At 34.8% G+C, this 16,573-nt stretch carries 12 protein-coding genes; all 12 read right to left on the bottom strand.

The window, feature by feature from the left end:
• Nucleotides 1–85: 85 nt before the first annotated feature.
• A complete protein-coding gene (locus BZG01_RS14255) occupies nucleotides 86–1,747 on the bottom strand; it encodes a sodium/sugar symporter (RefSeq protein ID WP_101310516.1) in 1,662 nt (553 codons plus the stop codon).
• Between the two features lie 11 nt (nucleotides 1,748–1,758).
• Nucleotides 1,759–2,811 carry a UDP-glucose--hexose-1-phosphate uridylyltransferase gene (locus BZG01_RS14250; protein WP_101310532.1) on the bottom strand — a complete coding sequence of 351 codons (1,053 nt, stop codon included), beginning with the start codon at nucleotides 2,809–2,811 and terminating at the stop codon, nucleotides 1,759–1,761.
• 95 nt (nucleotides 2,812–2,906) lie between these two features.
• Nucleotides 2,907–4,070: a galactokinase gene (locus tag BZG01_RS14245; protein WP_101310515.1), complete on the bottom strand. Its 1,164-nt coding sequence runs from the start codon at nucleotides 4,068–4,070 to the stop codon at nucleotides 2,907–2,909.
• Nucleotides 4,071–4,170: 100 nt separating this feature from the next.
• The gene (locus tag BZG01_RS14240) at nucleotides 4,171–5,184 is read right to left on the bottom strand and encodes a GntR family transcriptional regulator (protein ID WP_101310514.1); all 1,014 of its coding nucleotides are present in this window, start codon (nucleotides 5,182–5,184) and stop codon (nucleotides 4,171–4,173) included.
• A gap of 177 nt (nucleotides 5,185–5,361) precedes the next feature.
• The gene (locus BZG01_RS14235) at nucleotides 5,362–6,567 is read right to left on the bottom strand and encodes a DUF4302 domain-containing protein (RefSeq protein ID WP_101310513.1); all 1,206 of its coding nucleotides are present in this window, start codon (nucleotides 6,565–6,567) and stop codon (nucleotides 5,362–5,364) included.
• Between the two features lie 2 nt (nucleotides 6,568–6,569).
• Nucleotides 6,570–7,556 carry a substrate import-associated zinc metallohydrolase lipoprotein gene (locus BZG01_RS14230; RefSeq protein ID WP_180327328.1) on the bottom strand — a complete coding sequence of 329 codons (987 nt, stop codon included), beginning with the start codon at nucleotides 7,554–7,556 and terminating at the stop codon, nucleotides 6,570–6,572.
• 11 nt (nucleotides 7,557–7,567) lie between these two features.
• On the bottom strand, nucleotides 7,568–9,049 hold the full coding sequence (locus BZG01_RS14225; RefSeq protein WP_101310511.1) for a RagB/SusD family nutrient uptake outer membrane protein: 1,482 nt from the start codon (nucleotides 9,047–9,049) through the stop codon (nucleotides 7,568–7,570).
• Between the two features lie 78 nt (nucleotides 9,050–9,127).
• Nucleotides 9,128–12,787 (bottom strand): SusC/RagA family TonB-linked outer membrane protein, encoded by a 3,660-nt coding sequence (locus tag BZG01_RS14220; protein ID WP_101310510.1) that lies wholly within the window; start codon nucleotides 12,785–12,787, stop codon nucleotides 9,128–9,130.
• 95 nt (nucleotides 12,788–12,882) lie between these two features.
• Entirely contained in the window at nucleotides 12,883–14,061 is a 1,179-nt protein-coding gene (locus tag BZG01_RS14215) for a FecR family protein (protein ID WP_101310509.1), read from the bottom strand.
• Nucleotides 14,062–14,173: 112 nt separating this feature from the next.
• A complete protein-coding gene (locus tag BZG01_RS14210) occupies nucleotides 14,174–14,728 on the bottom strand; it encodes an RNA polymerase sigma factor (RefSeq protein ID WP_101310508.1) in 555 nt (184 codons plus the stop codon).
• 204 nt (nucleotides 14,729–14,932) lie between these two features.
• Nucleotides 14,933–16,114: a C1 family peptidase gene (locus BZG01_RS14205; RefSeq protein WP_101310507.1), complete on the bottom strand. Its 1,182-nt coding sequence runs from the start codon at nucleotides 16,112–16,114 to the stop codon at nucleotides 14,933–14,935.
• Nucleotides 16,115–16,172: 58 nt separating this feature from the next.
• On the bottom strand, nucleotides 16,173–16,529 hold the full coding sequence (locus tag BZG01_RS14200) for an MmcQ/YjbR family DNA-binding protein (RefSeq protein ID WP_101310506.1): 357 nt from the start codon (nucleotides 16,527–16,529) through the stop codon (nucleotides 16,173–16,175).
• Nucleotides 16,530–16,573: the final 44 nt, after the last annotated feature.

Here is a 16,573-nt window from a genome sequence, read left to right as displayed (position 1 = left end):
AAATTCTAAAAGAATTATTTTCTTTCGTCTATATCAGTATACACTCAACTTTTGTTAAAAATATTGAATGTACAACTTAATTTTACTACCAAAACATTGCATACAAAACAACAAGAACAATGCAGATTGCATAAGATACAATATTGAAAACCTTACCTGTTACAAATGTTTTTCTACTAATTTCAATTCCTTTTTCATCATCTGCCCCTTTGTTTTGCATGTAACTAACCAATACAATAACAGCTGCCGATAACAAAGCAGTGTATCCCATTTGATCCAGGAAAGGAACATTCGGGAAAATGCCTTCAACAGAGCTTCCTGCCAACCAGCCTTTTGAACCAATTTTAAAGAACATAGCAATAGGAATTGATGATAAAACACCAATAATGGCACCTTTATTTGTTGTCTTTTTCCAGAACAATCCTAACAAGAACACAGCTAAAATACCCGGACTAACCACGCCGGTATATTCCTGAATAAACTGAAATGCCTGATCTATACCTCCCAATAACGGAGCAACAATTCCGGCTATTAATAGAGCACCTGCAGCAGAAAGACGACCAACATTTACAGTTTCCTTATCGGTAGCATTCGGATTAATATAAGGTTTGTAAATATCCATTGTAAAAATAGTTGAAGTAGAATTCAACATAGATGCCAATGAAGATACAATAGCCGCAGCCAAGGCTGCAAAAGCTACCCCTTTCAATCCTGATGGAAGAAATTGCAATAACCATGGATATGCTTTATCTGCAGCATCCATTGTTGGGATGTTGTCCATTGATCCGACACCCAAGCGAGCCATAATTGCAGGATCATTAACCATTACAAAAGCAGCAATACCTGGAATTACAACAATTAAAGGAATGATCAATTTCAGAACACCTGCAAATACAATTCCTTTTTGAGCTTCGCCCAAAGATTTTGCAGCCAATGTTCTTTGAATAATGTATTGATTAAATCCCCAGTAATATAAATTTGCAACCCATAAACCCCCAACAATTACTCCAATTCCGGGAAGATTTACATACTGACTGTTTGCCTTATCCAAAATCATTTGAAAACTATCCGGAGCAACTTCATAAATGTGTTTAAATCCTGCAATAACACCTTCACCACCGGATACATTATTTAAGGCCAAATAGGTTGTAATCAGACCTCCCATGATTAAAAATACAACCTGAATAACATCAGTCCAAGCCACAGCAGAAAGTCCACCGTAAAGAGAATAACTGGCTGCAAACAAAGCCAAACCAAGAATTCCATACATCATAGGAATCCCCATAATCGTTTCCATAGCCAATGCTCCCAAATAAAGAACAGAAGTTAGGTTTACAAATACGTACAGTGCAATCCAAAATACGGCTAGAATGGTTTTCAGGTTGGTCGAAAATCGTTTCTCCACAAATTCGGGAATGGTATACAATCCCTTTTCGATAAAAATTGGTAAAAAATATTTACCTACAATTATTAAAGTTAAAGCCGCCATCCATTCGTAGGAAGCAATAGCCAAACCAATTGCAAAACCAGAACCTGACATTCCAATAAACTGCTCTGCAGAAATGTTTGCAGCAATCAAGGAAGCTCCAATTGCCCACCATGGCAATGATTTACTTGCCAGGAAGTAATCGTCGGCATTTTTTTGATGTCCCTCTTTATCGCGGGATACCCATAAACCTACTCCAACAATTACCAATCCATATAAAATAAAGATGATATAATCCAGAGTTGAAAACGCATTTTCCATAGTAAGGATATTTATTTAGTTTTTGATTTATAATGCACTTTAGACAGTTCTCTTAATCGCAATGCTGCACCTTCTGCTGTGATATCTCTTTGCGGCGTGCCCAACATTTCGTATCCAACCATAAATTTTTTAACGCTAGCCGAGCGTAATAATGGTGGATAGAAATGCATGTGCAAGTGCCACTCCGGATGCTCTTCACCATCGGTTGGTGCCTGATGCAATCCTGCTGAGTACGCAAAAGAAACCTCAAATAAGTTATCATACATTATTGTCAGTTTCTTATATATATCTGCTAAATCAGTTTTTTCCTCATCGGTTAATTCCAATAAGTTCGAAACTGGTCTTTTACTAATAATCATGGTTTCGAAAGGCCATACTGCCCAAAACGGAACCAGAGCAACAAATGAATTATTTTCAACTAAAATACGTTCTTTCTTCTCCAATTCACTATTCAAATAATCGAACAGCATGGTTCTTCCGTGTTGTTCGAAATATTCTTTCTGAGTTTCTGATTCTTTCGAAGTTTCTAAAGGAACCAATGCCGAAGCCCATATTTGACCATGCGGATGCGGATTTGAACATCCCATAATAGCACCTTTATTTTCAAATATCTGAACATAGCCAATGTCCTCTCTGGATCCCAGTTCGTCGTATTCCTTACACCAAAGATCAACCACTTTACGGATATTATCCACTTCCATTTCCGGAACTGTTAAACTATGATCAGGACTAAAACAAAGCACTTTACATACTCCTGATTCGCTCTCCGCTTTAAAAAGTTCACCATCTTCAAATTTCCCTTTCGGAGTATCCTGCAACAAAGCACTAAAATCGTTCTGAAAAGAGTAAACATCTTTGTAATCAGGATTATTCTCACCTCCAACACGCTCATTGCGCGGACATAGGTAACAATTTGGATCGTGAGGCGGACGAACATCTTCCACTACTTTTTCAACCTGTCCCTGCCAAGGCCGTTTCGATCTGTGAGGCGAAACCAATATCCATTCTCCAGTTAATGGATTGTACCTTCTGTGCGGATTCTCTATATAATCAAACTTATCCATCATTATCAATTATTGATTATGAGTTATGAATTGGAAAATTTTCAAAGAACAAGATCACTCTCTCTCTTCAATTCATAATTCGTAATTCATCATTCTTAATTAATTCTTCTTCCTCCATCGCCAATTTCAGCAACATAAAACTCTCCTCTAATTCCGGTTTTTTCGAAATATTCGGCGCCCACTTTTTCAATAAATTCATCAACAAATTCATCTTTTACCAAACTTACTGTTGAACCACCAAAACCACCTCCAGTCATCCGGGAACCTATAGTTCCTTCAATCTTTCGGGCTGCAGTAACCATTGCATCCAATTCATCTCCTGTCACCTCATAATCATCGCGAAGCGAATTGTGCGATTGGTTCATTAATTCGCCAAAAGCCAACAAGTTACCCAATTTTAATTCTTCCACTGCCTTTTTAGTACGCTCAATTTCAGTAACCACGTGGCGGGCTCTTTTTCGTACAATATCGTTTTCAATACTTGCTGATAAAGAGTTGAATTCTGCCGGACTTAATTCACCCAAGTTGGCAATTAACTTTGAGGGGGTAATTGCATCAACAGCAGCCCGGCATTCATCAACCCGTTCATTGTATTTTCCCGCATCCAAACTATGCGGACTGTTTGTATTTCCTATAATAATTTTAACTCCAGATAGTTTTACAGGCACCAATTCGTACTCAAGACTATCACAGTTCAAATAAATTGCATGATCCTTTTTTCCCATTCCGGAAGCAAATTGATCCATAATTCCGCACATCACACCTGCAAATTCATGCTCTGCTTTCTGACTGTACTTTACGATGGTCAACCGATCCTGACCAAACTGAAATTCCTCATTAATTGCAACACCTGTTGCTACCTCTAATGAAGCAGAGGATGACAATCCTGCACCATTGGGTACATTTCCCCAAATTAAAATGTCGGCACCTGTATCCGGCTTTTGTCCGTTCTTCACAAACTGAGCAATTACGCCAATTGCGTAATTTACCCATGTTCCTTTAGGCAAAGGATTGCATAAAGAATCCAAATCAATTTCCTGTACAATCTCCTGATTCAAGGAGCGAAAACGGAAAGACTTTCGTTCAGTTTTACGAATCAAACAATAGGTTCCAAACGATAATGCACATGGGAAAACAAATCCTCCATTATAATCAGTATGTTCTCCAATTAAATTTACCCTGCCCGGCGAGAAATATACATTACAATCACCGGCTCCATAAAAATTTTCAAACTCTTTTTTCAAATTATCAACACGCATAACTTTTTCTTACTGGTTGGTACTGGTCGGTAAATATAGATGTTTTAAATTAATTCCCAAAAAACTTTTTACTATTTGAAATTCTTCTGTTTTAACCTCCCTACAATGATCCTCTTCGAATCAAACGGGATTTATTCTCTATCAAGTCTTTTTTCGATCCCAACACCATTTCTGCCAAGATCTCCCCCATCTCTTTAAAATCAGTACTTATTGTTGTTATACCCTCGGCAACAACTTCTTTTAGCGGTGTATCATTGTAGGAAATAATCCCAAGCTCTTCTCCTATTTTAAATTGCCTGCTATTCGCCTCTTTTACCAAATAAACCAGGTCATTGTCATTGGGAACTATGTACGCCTCTGATTTATTAATTGCATGTCCCTGAATGCTTTCAATTACTTTAAATTCCCATTGACTTGCAAATTCTTTTGCAAATTTCTTAAATCCCTTCATTTGTCCAACCGGTTCTTTTCCCCCGGGAAAAACCCAAAACAACTTCCTGTATTTCTTTAACAAATCAGATCCCGAGGAAAGTGCAGAGAATACGTCCTTTTCGAAATTTTGATAGACTGCAGGATAATGCTTCTTTAAATTTGCATTGGTTTGATCCAAAATGTACACTTTATCCTGAGGCAACTGTTTAAGCACCGAATAGGCATCTGTAAATTTTGCCGGCATAATAACATAGGACGTATATTTCCCATTGTTATTCTCAATCAACTCTTTAAATACTCTTTCGTTAAAATGATGAAAGTAAATATCAACAGTAGCCAGCCCCTTCAAACTCTCCAGAAAGGAATTGTATAAAATTTCTTTAAATGTATTAAACTCCTCGAACAGCAGGAAAATCTTGTGCTTAAGCTGAGTAATATTGCTCTCCAAATAGTAACCTTTTCCCGGTACAGATGAAATAACTCCCCGCGCCTTTAACTCGTTAAAGGCAACCAGTACAGTATCCCGGGATAAATTAAACTCCTTGCATATTGCATTGATTGAAGGCAACTGATCGCCAATAGCAACATCCCCGTTTTCAATGGATTGATACAAAGAATTTATCAACTGTTTGTATTTTGGAACTACTGATTCGTTAGAGACTTGAAAGAGACGTGAAGGCATATTGTATTGATATTTAGATCGTAATTGAAAAAACAAATATAATCATTTTTTAAACTGTTAGGTACTGGTTGGTGATCTTGTCGATTTATTCCATTAAAAGTATTAAACAAAAAAAAGACAGCCACAAGGACTGTCTTTTTAACTACATACTAAATTATTTATCTCATATGAACTATTCTACTCAACTAAAATATACATCGAAGGGTCAGTATTACTAATTAAAATATAAGAATTTAGACCATATTTAGAAATATATACACCATTAGGATCAGTAATTAGAGCCAATAACATTTTTGCTCCATCTGTATTGTATACATCTCTCCACCACGGTCCAAAAGTAAGATAACCCCACGTAACTTGCAGTTGCTCTGGTGCATCTTCTTTTTCTGCAAAAGTAAAATCCGAAAATCCACCCCAATTACTTCCCGGGGTACCTGGAGCATAACATAAAACATAACCAAATTCACTATATATTTGGATCTCATTTAAAAGAGGAACTCCTTCTACTAAACTTGGAACCATCTCCTTAATTGCATATGAAGTTTGTTTTACATTTCTCAAATTAACAGACATATAACCATTAAAAACACCAGCTTCAGATTCTAAAACTTCACCTACAACAATTGTTATCTTCTTACCATCTACCTCTGAAGTAAACCCACTATTCTCTTTATCAAAATCAAAAGATTCAACTATTAAACCATCAACCTCTAGTCCTTTAGGGAACAACAAGCCATTTTTTGAAATTTCATAATCATTTTCAATGATTTGATATCTACCATCATCTAGAGGAATACGCAATACTATCTTATCAGAAAATCCGATAACCTGAGCCTCATATTCACTCCCCTCAATAATTAATTTTTTAAAAAATGATAGTTTACTATATTCCGCCATCATTTCTTTTGCTTCTTCCAAATCTCCATCACTACTCTTAAAAAATGATAATCTAGTCTTTTCCGATCCAGAATCTGTTTTACTTATAAAATCAATTCTATCATCAGAAACTTGATCAAACAAAAATTCATATTCAGCTTCATCTCTATTTGCTTCATAAATAGCATGAAAAACAGAATAACTTTCAAATGTTAATTCTGGAATCTGAGAAGCTGAAATACGATAACTTATTGTATTATCATCATCTCCATCATTATAGGTAGATTCAAACTCAACAGTATTATCTTCATTAAATTTCATTGAGATGGCATTACCAAAATAATAAGCAATCCATTTACCATCACCTTCTATTAATTTGGCCTTATAATCCGATAAAACAGAGCTCAGCCTTTGTTCTGGATTTTCATCAAATACCGCATCTTCCACATTATCGCAAGCTGAAAGGAATAATAGCGATAAAACTAGTATATAAAATAAATTCTTCATATCTATTCTTGATTTAAGGATTCATTAATTTTAATCATTACATCGTCGCGAACTTGATCTAAGTCAATATCAAATTTCTCAAGGTAATAATCTTTAATCATCTTAAGCTTAACACTTATCAAATCTCGACCCTCATTCATACCCTCTGCATCGTCAGCAGGTTTAAGCATTACTGGATTACCATCATCATCAACTACAGGATTCCCTTGGTCATCAACTTTTTGATAAGGAGCCGTTGGTTCATGAGTTAAATAACGAGCTGCAAATTCATCGTATTCTGATGTAAGATAAATAGATAACAATTCGCAAAAATCTTCATTCACATCAGAAGATCCATAATTCGATGTCATTCCTAAAGTAATTGCCTCTCTTGATATTTTAGGGCCATTTACCTGGACATCTTCACCCATATTAATCCAATTGTTAGACTTGTAATTCTCTGGACTTACCTCTTTGTATCCATTTGGTAAATTATTCTTTTGATGAATAATATGTCCATACTCGTGTTCAGCGGTTCTTAACTGTCTCAATAACCAAGATTTATTCGATAAATCGAAACTATTTACTTCGGTAAAAGTAATTCTTGCTCCAGCATCAGCATATCCTAAGGTAACAGATTGTCCATCAGGATTATACATGGGCGAACCAATAAAAATAATTTCAGGAGGAAAATGTTCTTGCATAAAAGCTTCACCTGCCTCTGTTTTTATAAAAGGAGCAAGCCAGAAATCCAAAATGAATTTTCCCATTGGAATACATACATCACGCAAAGGAGGCGTTACCTTTTTGGTATCATCAACATAACGATCTACCCATTGCCATCTTACTGCTGTTCCATAAGGATTTAGAAAATTCGCTCTAAAATAAACACTGATTTCATCTGTAGATTCTTCAGTAACCTCTGGAACATATACTGCTTTATCATCATCGTCACAAGAGAAAAGTAAACCTGCGACTAATAAGTAAAATAATATTCTTGTTTTTCTCATCATTTCCAATTTTAACGTGGATTTTTAACAATACCTCTCGAACTAGCTGGCAATGGTATTTGGAGAACCTTCCTCAAATCATTTGCCTCTAATTTTATTTCTTTTCCATCAAAAGTAAGATGCGAAACAGAAATTCCATGTCGTTTAATATCTAACCAACGCATTCCTTCTTGAATAAACTCTTTCCTTTTCTCGTCAAGCATAAGACTATATAAAGCGTCTTTTTCAGAAGGAGTTACAGTATTGTTACTTTCATTTAATGTTGAATAAAAAGTCTGAATATCGGCAATTGATAATTCAGTAGCTGCTGTATGACGTAAAGCTCCTATCGCATTTAAATCATTAAGAGCTAACATATAATTTCCAAGCTCAAGATTACATTCTATTCTATTAAACACGAGTTCTTCTCCTCTTAAAACTGCCTGCACATAAAAAGGAAAACCAGTTGTTGCAGTTAAACTTTCTTTGTAAAACTCTTCTTTAAACTTTGGAGCCATAATTGAATTACGATCACCTGTTCCGTAATATCCTAAGTTATTACCTCTCAAATCATCACCTCCAAAAATCGTTTTATCAAATAAAGCATTCCACTGTCGAACACCAGTACGGTAACCATAATTGTATCTTAAGCCAACCCCTACTTGCTTTTCAACTATTAAAATATTACTGGCATCGGTATTTAAAATGTAGAAATTTCTCTTAGCAAGAGCTCCAGACTGACTTCCCAATTCGTCATAATCTTTAATGAAATTGGTATTAACAATATTTTCACCTAAAATGAGATTAGCATATTTTATACTCTCTGTATACTCTTTTTTATACATATAAAACCTACAAGCAAAAGCTTTTGCTGCCGTTGTTGTGAAATGATAACGCTTAGAACCAGAATAGTAATCATCAGATAACAAAGCCATTCCATCTATCAAATCCTTTTCTACCAATTCATATACCTTAGCTACAGTCTCTCTTTTGTAATCTTTTATTAGTACCTTTTCAGCTTGCGTAACATAAGGCACACCTAAATCTGAATCCGAAGTTGCTGGATCATAATTATTCGAAAAAAATGATACTAACATAAAGTGTGCATAAGCCCTACATAATAAAGCTTCCCCTTTTATAGCATTTTTATAATCTATCTCATCTGTTTCAATTTTTTCTAAGGCTTCTAAAGCTGAATTTGCCTGTGCTATTGCCTTATATGAACTATTCCAATAATATGTAGGAGTATTGTAATCGTCAAACTCATCTAATTCCTTCCACATAAAGGCATCGGTCATATGAGTTTTTTGACTATTTGTATTAATGTATTCTACATCATCGGTCATCCAATCGGTAAAGAAATAATCTCCTCTTGGATAGGCAGGAACCAAAAGCTCTGCCGTTTTATCTAATGTATTTGCCTCAATTCTATTGTCTGGCGTTTCTTCTAAATAGTCTGAGCAACCAAAAGAAAACAACAATACAATTGCATATATTATATGTGCTTTTTTCATGTTTTATGTTTTATTAATTCTTAATAAAGTAAACTCTTAAGTAATTTTGTCTGTTACAACAAACTACTTGTGAATTATTTAAAATCCTACGTTAAGAGAGAATGTATAAGTTCTAGGTACTGGTAAAGCAACCCCTCCAGAGCGATAAAACTCAGGATCCAATCCATTCAATTTACTATCGGAATACAATAAAGCAATATTTTGTGCTTGCATTGAAACTCTCGCGTTTTGAATACCTATTTTTTGAGCAAAAGTTTTTGGAATATTATATCCCACACTAATTGTTTTTAATCTAACAAAACTACCATCAGCTATTCTAACATCACTCTTGTTATACATTTCGTACAAATTCAAACTCTGAGCATTTAAGTCATCATCAAATCGTCTATCAACAATAGTTGGTACATTTGTAAATTGCTCATCGCCTGGTGCAGACCAACGATCTTCCATCGTTTTAGACAATGATGAATATCCATATTGGTGTAAGTCTCTTGTCTTAAATAGATCATCTAAACGAATTTTATTCCCTGCTCTAAACACAAGTCCAACTCCCAATGAGAAGTTTTTATATGCGAATGTATTGGTCATACCTCCAGAATAGGGAGCATCTAAAACGCCTTCATATTTAAGATATTTCATCACATCTTCTCTAGCCTGCATATTCAAATTCTCGTTAATAGCATCACCCTTACTGTCAATAAATGTTGGTAGGCCTTGATTGGTTAAACCATCAAATCGAATTGAGTACAAACCTCTACGTGGTCTTCCTAACATATTACCACCAGTATTTCGAACATAATCCCCAATTCTATCGTAATTATCAAGTTTGGTAATCTCACTTTCGTTGTAATCGAAATTAACACTAGTAGTCCACTTAAAATCAGGAGTTTTGATATTGGTTGTATTAATGGCAATCTCAAATCCATTAATTTCCATATCCCCAAAGTTGCCATATTTAATTGATCCTCCACCAACACCAGATGTTCTAACGTAACCAATCAAATCAAATGAGTTTCTTCTGTAATAGGCAAAGTCAGTATAAATTATATTGTTAAAAAAAGCAGCCTCAGCGCCAACACTGAATTCGTACATTTTTTCCCAAGATAAATCTTCATTGGTAAAATCTTCAATATCTACACCAGTCTCCTTATCGTAAGGTCTCCATGTTTGGTAAGCAATCAACTTCTGTATAGCACTTGCATTAGGTCCCATAACTCCACTCAATCCATAAGTAGCCTTAACACTAAGCAAATCTATAATCTCACTATCAGCCAAAAAACCTTCTTCACTTGCATTCCATTTTCCACTAACATTCCATGATGTTAAATGACGAGCAGTTTTAGTTTTTCCAAGTTGGTTTGAGCCATCACGACGAATGGTACCATTAAAAGTATATTTCCCTTGATAAGAATAAGCGGCATTAAAAAAATAACCTATATATCGATCTCTTTCCTCTTCTAATTTATTTCTCACCTGATTATTCAAACTAAGATACTTCGAAAGATCTTTATGTTCTTTATACAATCCTCCACGATCATATAAAATCCCCCAACCATCGTTAACGATTTCTTTTCTATCTGTATACTTTACTTCTTGCCCCAATAAGAAACTCATAATATGTGTATCATCGATAGAAGAATTCCAAGAAAGTGAATTACGAACCGAATAAAAATCCAGACTATTATTTACAGTATTATAAAAACCTCCTTCAGGTAAAATAGAATATGGATTTGAATTGGGTTTATCAGGATCCTTAAATAAAAGTTGGTTTGCATCACGAATAAACTGGGTAGACATGGCTCTATAGGCATTAGCTTGATTTGAGGTCTCATGAATTTTGTGCTCTCGTAATGCGGAATTTCTTCGCACCTGAGAAATATTGCTAAAACTTAAATTTTTCGTAATATCATAATCTAAATTTACTTGAGCAACGACATCTGTTGCTGTTAAATTAACTGAGTTATGATTTAATTCATGAACAATATTAAAATCAGAATAATCTCTTCTAAAATACTCCAAATCTCCATTTTCGTCATACGGACGCATACTCCTACTGGTATTCAAAGCATAAGAGAAAGGGTTAATGTCAAAATCTCTTTGATAAACACCATCTACAGCATTAAAATCTCTATCCTTTGATCCTGGCAATTTCTGATCTCTATGATTTACTGACAACTTTACACCAACCTTAAATTTATCTGTTAATTTAAAATCGGCCTTCATTGTTGCCGTGTATTTTGTTACATCATCTGCAATTGTTCTTCCACTATCATTATACAAACTAATAGAAGTATAGTAAGTTGCTTTTTCAGAACCGCCTGAAAAACTAAACGAATGCTGTTGACTTATCGAATTCTTAAAAAGAACATCAAACCAATCAGTGTTAGCATTTCCATATTTAGAAAGAAAATCTTCATTCAATGCTCCATCGGCACCCCAATTGATACTTCCCTTATCAATTTCATTGTACATTTTTCCAATTACTCCAAAATCCTTTGCTCTTACAGATGATCCTAAATCAATCCATCCTTTACGAACTAATTCTTTATAAAAAGACATCTCTGTTGATGAGTTCGCAATATCAAACTGAGAATAAGTAGGACGTTCCTTTATCGCTACACTACCAGTATAATTCACTGACATTTTTCCAGACTTACCTTTTTTGGTATTGATTACAATAACCCCATTCATAGCTTGAGCACCATACAGTGCGGTAGCCGAAGCATCTTTCAAAACCTGAATATCTTCAATGTCATCAGGATTTAAACCTGCAACGCCCGAGCTTAGAACGGTAGATAAGTTACCAGAAGTTAAATCATCGGCCGAAACTTGAATTAGATCTTCTAAAACAACTCCATCAACTACCCATAAAGGCTTATTATTTCCATTTATAGAAGCATTACCACGAATACGTACAACTGGAGCCGCTCCAAAAGTACCAGAAACATTATCCACAGAAACACCTGCAACTTGCCCCTGTAGAAATCTAGATACATCAGGAGTTGCTTCTAATTTAATTTCTGCTGGTTTTATTTTCGCTGCTGAACCTGTAAACAATCGTCTATCAATCTTCTGATATCCAGTAACAACAACCTCATCAATCTGTTCTGAACCCGCAACAAGAACTACATCTATTACTTTTTGATTCGTAACAGTTATTTCCTGAGTGTCCATTCCAATAAATGAGAAAACCAAAATGGCCTCTGATGCATCCGGCAATTGAATGTTGTATTTTCCATCGATATTTGTGGTAGTTCCAATACTGGTACCTTTAATAAAAACAGAAACACCTGGTAACCCGACACCTGTATTATCAGTTACAACACCGCCAACCTTTTTTACCTCCACAACAGGTTTTTCTTCCTTTGCAGGAGTTACAGGTTTAGCTGCTGGTTTAATGATAATGACCTCGTCTCTAATTTCGTACGTAAGTCCGGTATCTTTTAAACAATCCGTTAATATGGTTTGAACGCTTTTGGGTGAAGCGCTTATAGTAACGTTATTCACTTCTTTAATGTCATCAACATTGTAAAGAAATGTGTAATTGGTTTTCTCCTTAACTTTTGCGAAAACCTCAATTAAAGAACCTCTTGTCATTTCCAACTCCAGAATTTCGCCCTGAAGGTTTGCTAATGTCTGAAAACTAAAGACATTAACTACCAGAAACAAAAGCAAGAGTCTTTTTGCAAAAAATGGTTTTCTTTTCTGCATAAAAGACTTTTCCCGATTTTTTTTCATAATTTTGAATGTGATTTGGTTAGTACTACATTTCTCCTCAAAAAGAAATGTTTATTGACTTTGCCGGGGTTTGTGGCTGCAAACTCCGGCTTTTTTTATTTGCAATTTTCTTCGATCATAACACTACGATCCTTTATTGTGAATTTTACTTTTTCAGTTACTTCTATCATATCAAGAATGCTGTTAATATTATCATAGCGGGCAACATCTCCTGTGTATTTTAAATGTTTTATTGAATTGGTCAGGAAAAACACATCAACATCATACCATCGCGACAGTCTAATCATTATATCCTCCAAGCTTTTGTTTTCGAAAACAAAACGTCCGTCTTTCCATGCCGTATATAATCTTGTGTCAACAATTTTTTTTGAAGTTTTACCATTCAATTTATTAAAACACAATTGATCATTCGGTATTAATTTCTGACTAGTACCACGAAAATCATCGTTAACCTCAACCTTGCCTTCAACCAAAGTCGTGAAAATCTCATCCTGATCATTATATGCATTTACATTAAAAGACGTTCCCAAAACTTTAACCTCAGCAGTAGTTACATCAACAATAAATGGATGTTCCTTGTCTTTTGCCACCTGAAAAAAGGCTTCCCCTTCCAATTGTACTTTTCGAACTCCCGTGCCAAACTGCGAAGGATATCTCAATTTAGAATTAGAATTCAACCAAATCTTAGTTCCATCAGCAAGAGTCAGCTTATATTCACCTCCTTTGGGAATAATAATGGTATTGTATGTCAGCTGTTCCTCACTCACCTTTTCTGCAACCTTACTATAAACCAACTCCTTCGAATTATTGGATATCTGTATCCCTTTTTCTTCCAGATTAACTTTTTCGCTCAACTGATATTTCTCACCACCACTTAATACCAGCAGGGCTTGATTTTTACCAGGCAAAATCGCAATGGGCTCATTGTGAACAGAATTGTTGCTAATAGTATACAAAAAGCCTCCAACACCTACGGCAACAATCAGCATCACAGCAATCTTCATTACCTGTTGCTTTAATTGAATTCGCCTGTCTCTTCGTACTTTAGTTTGTATTTGCCTCCAAACATCTTCTTTATTTGCACTTTCAAGTTTTGCTTCTTTCTTAAAGTACAGTTTCTCCGGGTTTTGAGCAAGTTTATGAAAAAGCACAAGATTTTCCTCTTCTGCATGTTTCCACTCCTCCAAAAATTGCTCTTCTTCTGCGTTCAGCTTCCCCTCAAGCCTCTTCACAATTAAATCTGCAATTTTAAAACCAGATGGTAAATTAGTCATATTACAATTTTCTGTGTGCGATTAACATTTATTATAACAGGCGACATGAAAAAAAGGGTGACAAAAGTTTTAACTTTTACCACCCTTTTTAATATTTCGCTTCTACTCAATTCTAAATGAAGTAAAGAATCGAGAACAAATTCTTTAAATTCTCTTTTAAAAATTTACTTGCTCTTTGCTTTTGTGTCTTAACAGTATTGATAGATATATCCAAATCTTCAGCTATTTCAGCATTTTTTAATCCCTTTAAGCTTAATAAGTAAATTAATCTGGCTGATTCAGGCAATTTATGAACCGTTTCCTTAATAATTCGACTCACTTCTTCTTCAATCACATTATGAAGAAAGTAATCCTCATCACAGATATTTTTATCGGATTGCCCCTCGTAAGATTTACGGACTTTTTGATGTTCAATTTGATTTAAGCATGAATTACGAACTGTTTTGTACAAAAATGCTCGTATCGCTCCTTCATGATAAAAAGATGATCTTTTTTCCCAAATTTTAATAAAACTTTCCTGAATTATATCTTCAACAACATCTTGTGCCAAAACATATTTATGACCAAACAGAAACAGCGCATCAAAATACTTGTCGTACAATATTTTAAATGAGTCCTGATTACCATTCCTAAATAACTTTAGGAAAGTTTGATCGAAGGTTTTCATAGTTGGTAGTGGTTAATAATATTAAAACAGGGCTAACAATATTATAAATTATTTTCAGAATAATGCTAATTATCAACCAAGTATTTTCCCTAAACGTTCTAAAATTCACTTTTCCCTGTACAAAATAAAATTCAAATTTTTAAATTACTGATACGAAAAAAAGGATGTCCAAAGAACATCCTTTCACTTATTTACCAATCTTTATTACAAGCCCAATTTCTTTTTCAATTCTTTAGGTACCGCATCTTTATGAACCATTACAGCAACCGTTTTAAGCTTCACATAGGCTTCACTCATGTTTAAATAGCCACCAAATTGATTGCTGTTTTCAGCCCAGGAATTTTTTGTTTTATAATAAACCGTTCCATACTGATCCTTAACAATTCCTGTTAAATGCATCAAATGATCATCTGTCGTTTCAAAATCATCAAAGGTGGCCTGACGAAGCTCTTGGCTTACTTCGGGCTCAATATCTTTTTTACTATTTCCCTTTTCATCTTTTGCCAGATCTTTCTCCCACTTTGCAATTTCAGAATCAGTCATATCAACCGTTTTTTCTGATGGCAAAACAGCATACCCATTTCTATGGGAAAATCCTTTTTCACTAACATCGCCGTCCCAACAAACTGAAAAGCCATTATTGAGAGCGTAGTTAATTACCTCCATCATATCATCCATTGGTACATTATAATACAAATCATCTGACCAATTATCCGGAATCTCCAAGTTAATTTTCTGATAAAAAGGATGATGACTATAAGAAGTCAATTCAATGTAATCCTTCGGATTAAAGCCTAATTTCTCTTGATAAGAAACAGGAGTATATTTAACTCCATCCAATTCAAAATTACTTGGTACTTTTCCCATATAAGTATCCAACACTGCATTTACTGATTCCTCCCAAACAGGTGTGATTTTTCTATTTGGATTTTTGATAACCTCATCCAGCATAGCTTTGGTCGATTGAACCATCTCTTTATGAATGTGAAAATCGCTGCCATACTTATTCCCGGAATAAACACTTTCCGGAACAAATCCATTTTCTTTTACTACGTTTAGAACATCATGAGCTTGTCCGCCTTCACTATAGTTTCCTTTGCCATGATAACGAAAATACCTTTTGGCTTTCTGAGAATAAGCTAACCGAACAATATACATTTCTGATAAATCAATTGCTGGAGCTCCCATGCGCAGTAACTCAGTTTCGATATACGAGATTCCTGCAAAACACCAGCAGGTTCCTGTACTTTGCTGATTTTTAACCGATGTTGTTGGAATATCTACCACAGTAGAATAAACCTTTTCTTCTTTCGTTGTTTCTTGCGCCATTGTTAGATTAACACTAAAAAAGGCAAGAATAATGATTGTTAAAAATGTTTTCTTCATCGTTTTAGTACGTATTTGTTGTTAGTATATTATAATCTAAAGGAACTTATTAATTTGTCTATTTCAAATTCATTAATTCATTCTGTTTCTTTTTAGTCATCTTAGCAACAACCTGATCATACGAATCATCAATCCATTGCTCCAGTTGCCGATCTGATACACTACCATCTATCACTACAGTATTCCAATATTTTTTATTCATATGATATCCCGGCAATACCGAAGAATACATCTCCCGTAACTCAATGGCTTTTTCGGGATCACACTTCACATTCATTTGAAGTTCACCTGTTATATTTGTGAGCAAAAACATTTTATCCAGCACCTTAAAAACCAAGGTTTCTTCATCGAATGGAAATCCTTCACTTACTGCAGTTTTTGAAAGACAATACTCCCGTAACTCTTCAATATTCATTATTTAATACTTTGTTAAGTTTTACTTAAACCTGAGACAAACAA

This window comes from Labilibaculum manganireducens, from assembly GCF_002843385.1.
In the GTDB taxonomy this organism is placed as follows: Bacteria; Bacteroidota; Bacteroidia; order Bacteroidales; family Marinifilaceae; genus Labilibaculum; species Labilibaculum manganireducens.
The sequence above is the reverse complement of the archived record's forward strand: the minus strand, read 5'-3'. Positions and strand labels throughout refer to the sequence as shown.

What these genes read in the sequence shown, in the direction of transcription:
- BZG01_RS14255 (WP_101310516.1), bottom strand. Translation starts at nt 1,747, where the DNA reads ATGGAAAATGCGTTTTCAACTCTGGATTATATCATCTTTATTTTATAT.
- BZG01_RS14250 (WP_101310532.1), bottom strand. Translation starts at nt 2,811, where the DNA reads ATGGATAAGTTTGATTATATAGAGAATCCGCACAGAAGGTACAATCCA.
- BZG01_RS14245 (WP_101310515.1), bottom strand. Translation starts at nt 4,070, where the DNA reads ATGCGTGTTGATAATTTGAAAAAAGAGTTTGAAAATTTTTATGGAGCC.
- BZG01_RS14240 (WP_101310514.1), bottom strand. Translation starts at nt 5,184, where the DNA reads ATGCCTTCACGTCTCTTTCAAGTCTCTAACGAATCAGTAGTTCCAAAA.
- BZG01_RS14235 (WP_101310513.1), bottom strand. Translation starts at nt 6,567, where the DNA reads ATGAAGAATTTATTTTATATACTAGTTTTATCGCTATTATTCCTTTCA.
- BZG01_RS14230 (WP_180327328.1), bottom strand. Translation starts at nt 7,556, where the DNA reads ATGAGAAAAACAAGAATATTATTTTACTTATTAGTCGCAGGTTTACTT.
- BZG01_RS14225 (WP_101310511.1), bottom strand. Translation starts at nt 9,049, where the DNA reads ATGAAAAAAGCACATATAATATATGCAATTGTATTGTTGTTTTCTTTT.
- BZG01_RS14220 (WP_101310510.1), bottom strand. Translation starts at nt 12,787, where the DNA reads ATGAAAAAAAATCGGGAAAAGTCTTTTATGCAGAAAAGAAAACCATTT.
- BZG01_RS14215 (WP_101310509.1), bottom strand. Translation starts at nt 14,061, where the DNA reads ATGACTAATTTACCATCTGGTTTTAAAATTGCAGATTTAATTGTGAAG.
- BZG01_RS14210 (WP_101310508.1), bottom strand. Translation starts at nt 14,728, where the DNA reads ATGAAAACCTTCGATCAAACTTTCCTAAAGTTATTTAGGAATGGTAAT.
- BZG01_RS14205 (WP_101310507.1), bottom strand. Translation starts at nt 16,114, where the DNA reads ATGAAGAAAACATTTTTAACAATCATTATTCTTGCCTTTTTTAGTGTT.
- BZG01_RS14200 (WP_101310506.1), bottom strand. Translation starts at nt 16,529, where the DNA reads ATGAATATTGAAGAGTTACGGGAGTATTGTCTTTCAAAAACTGCAGTA.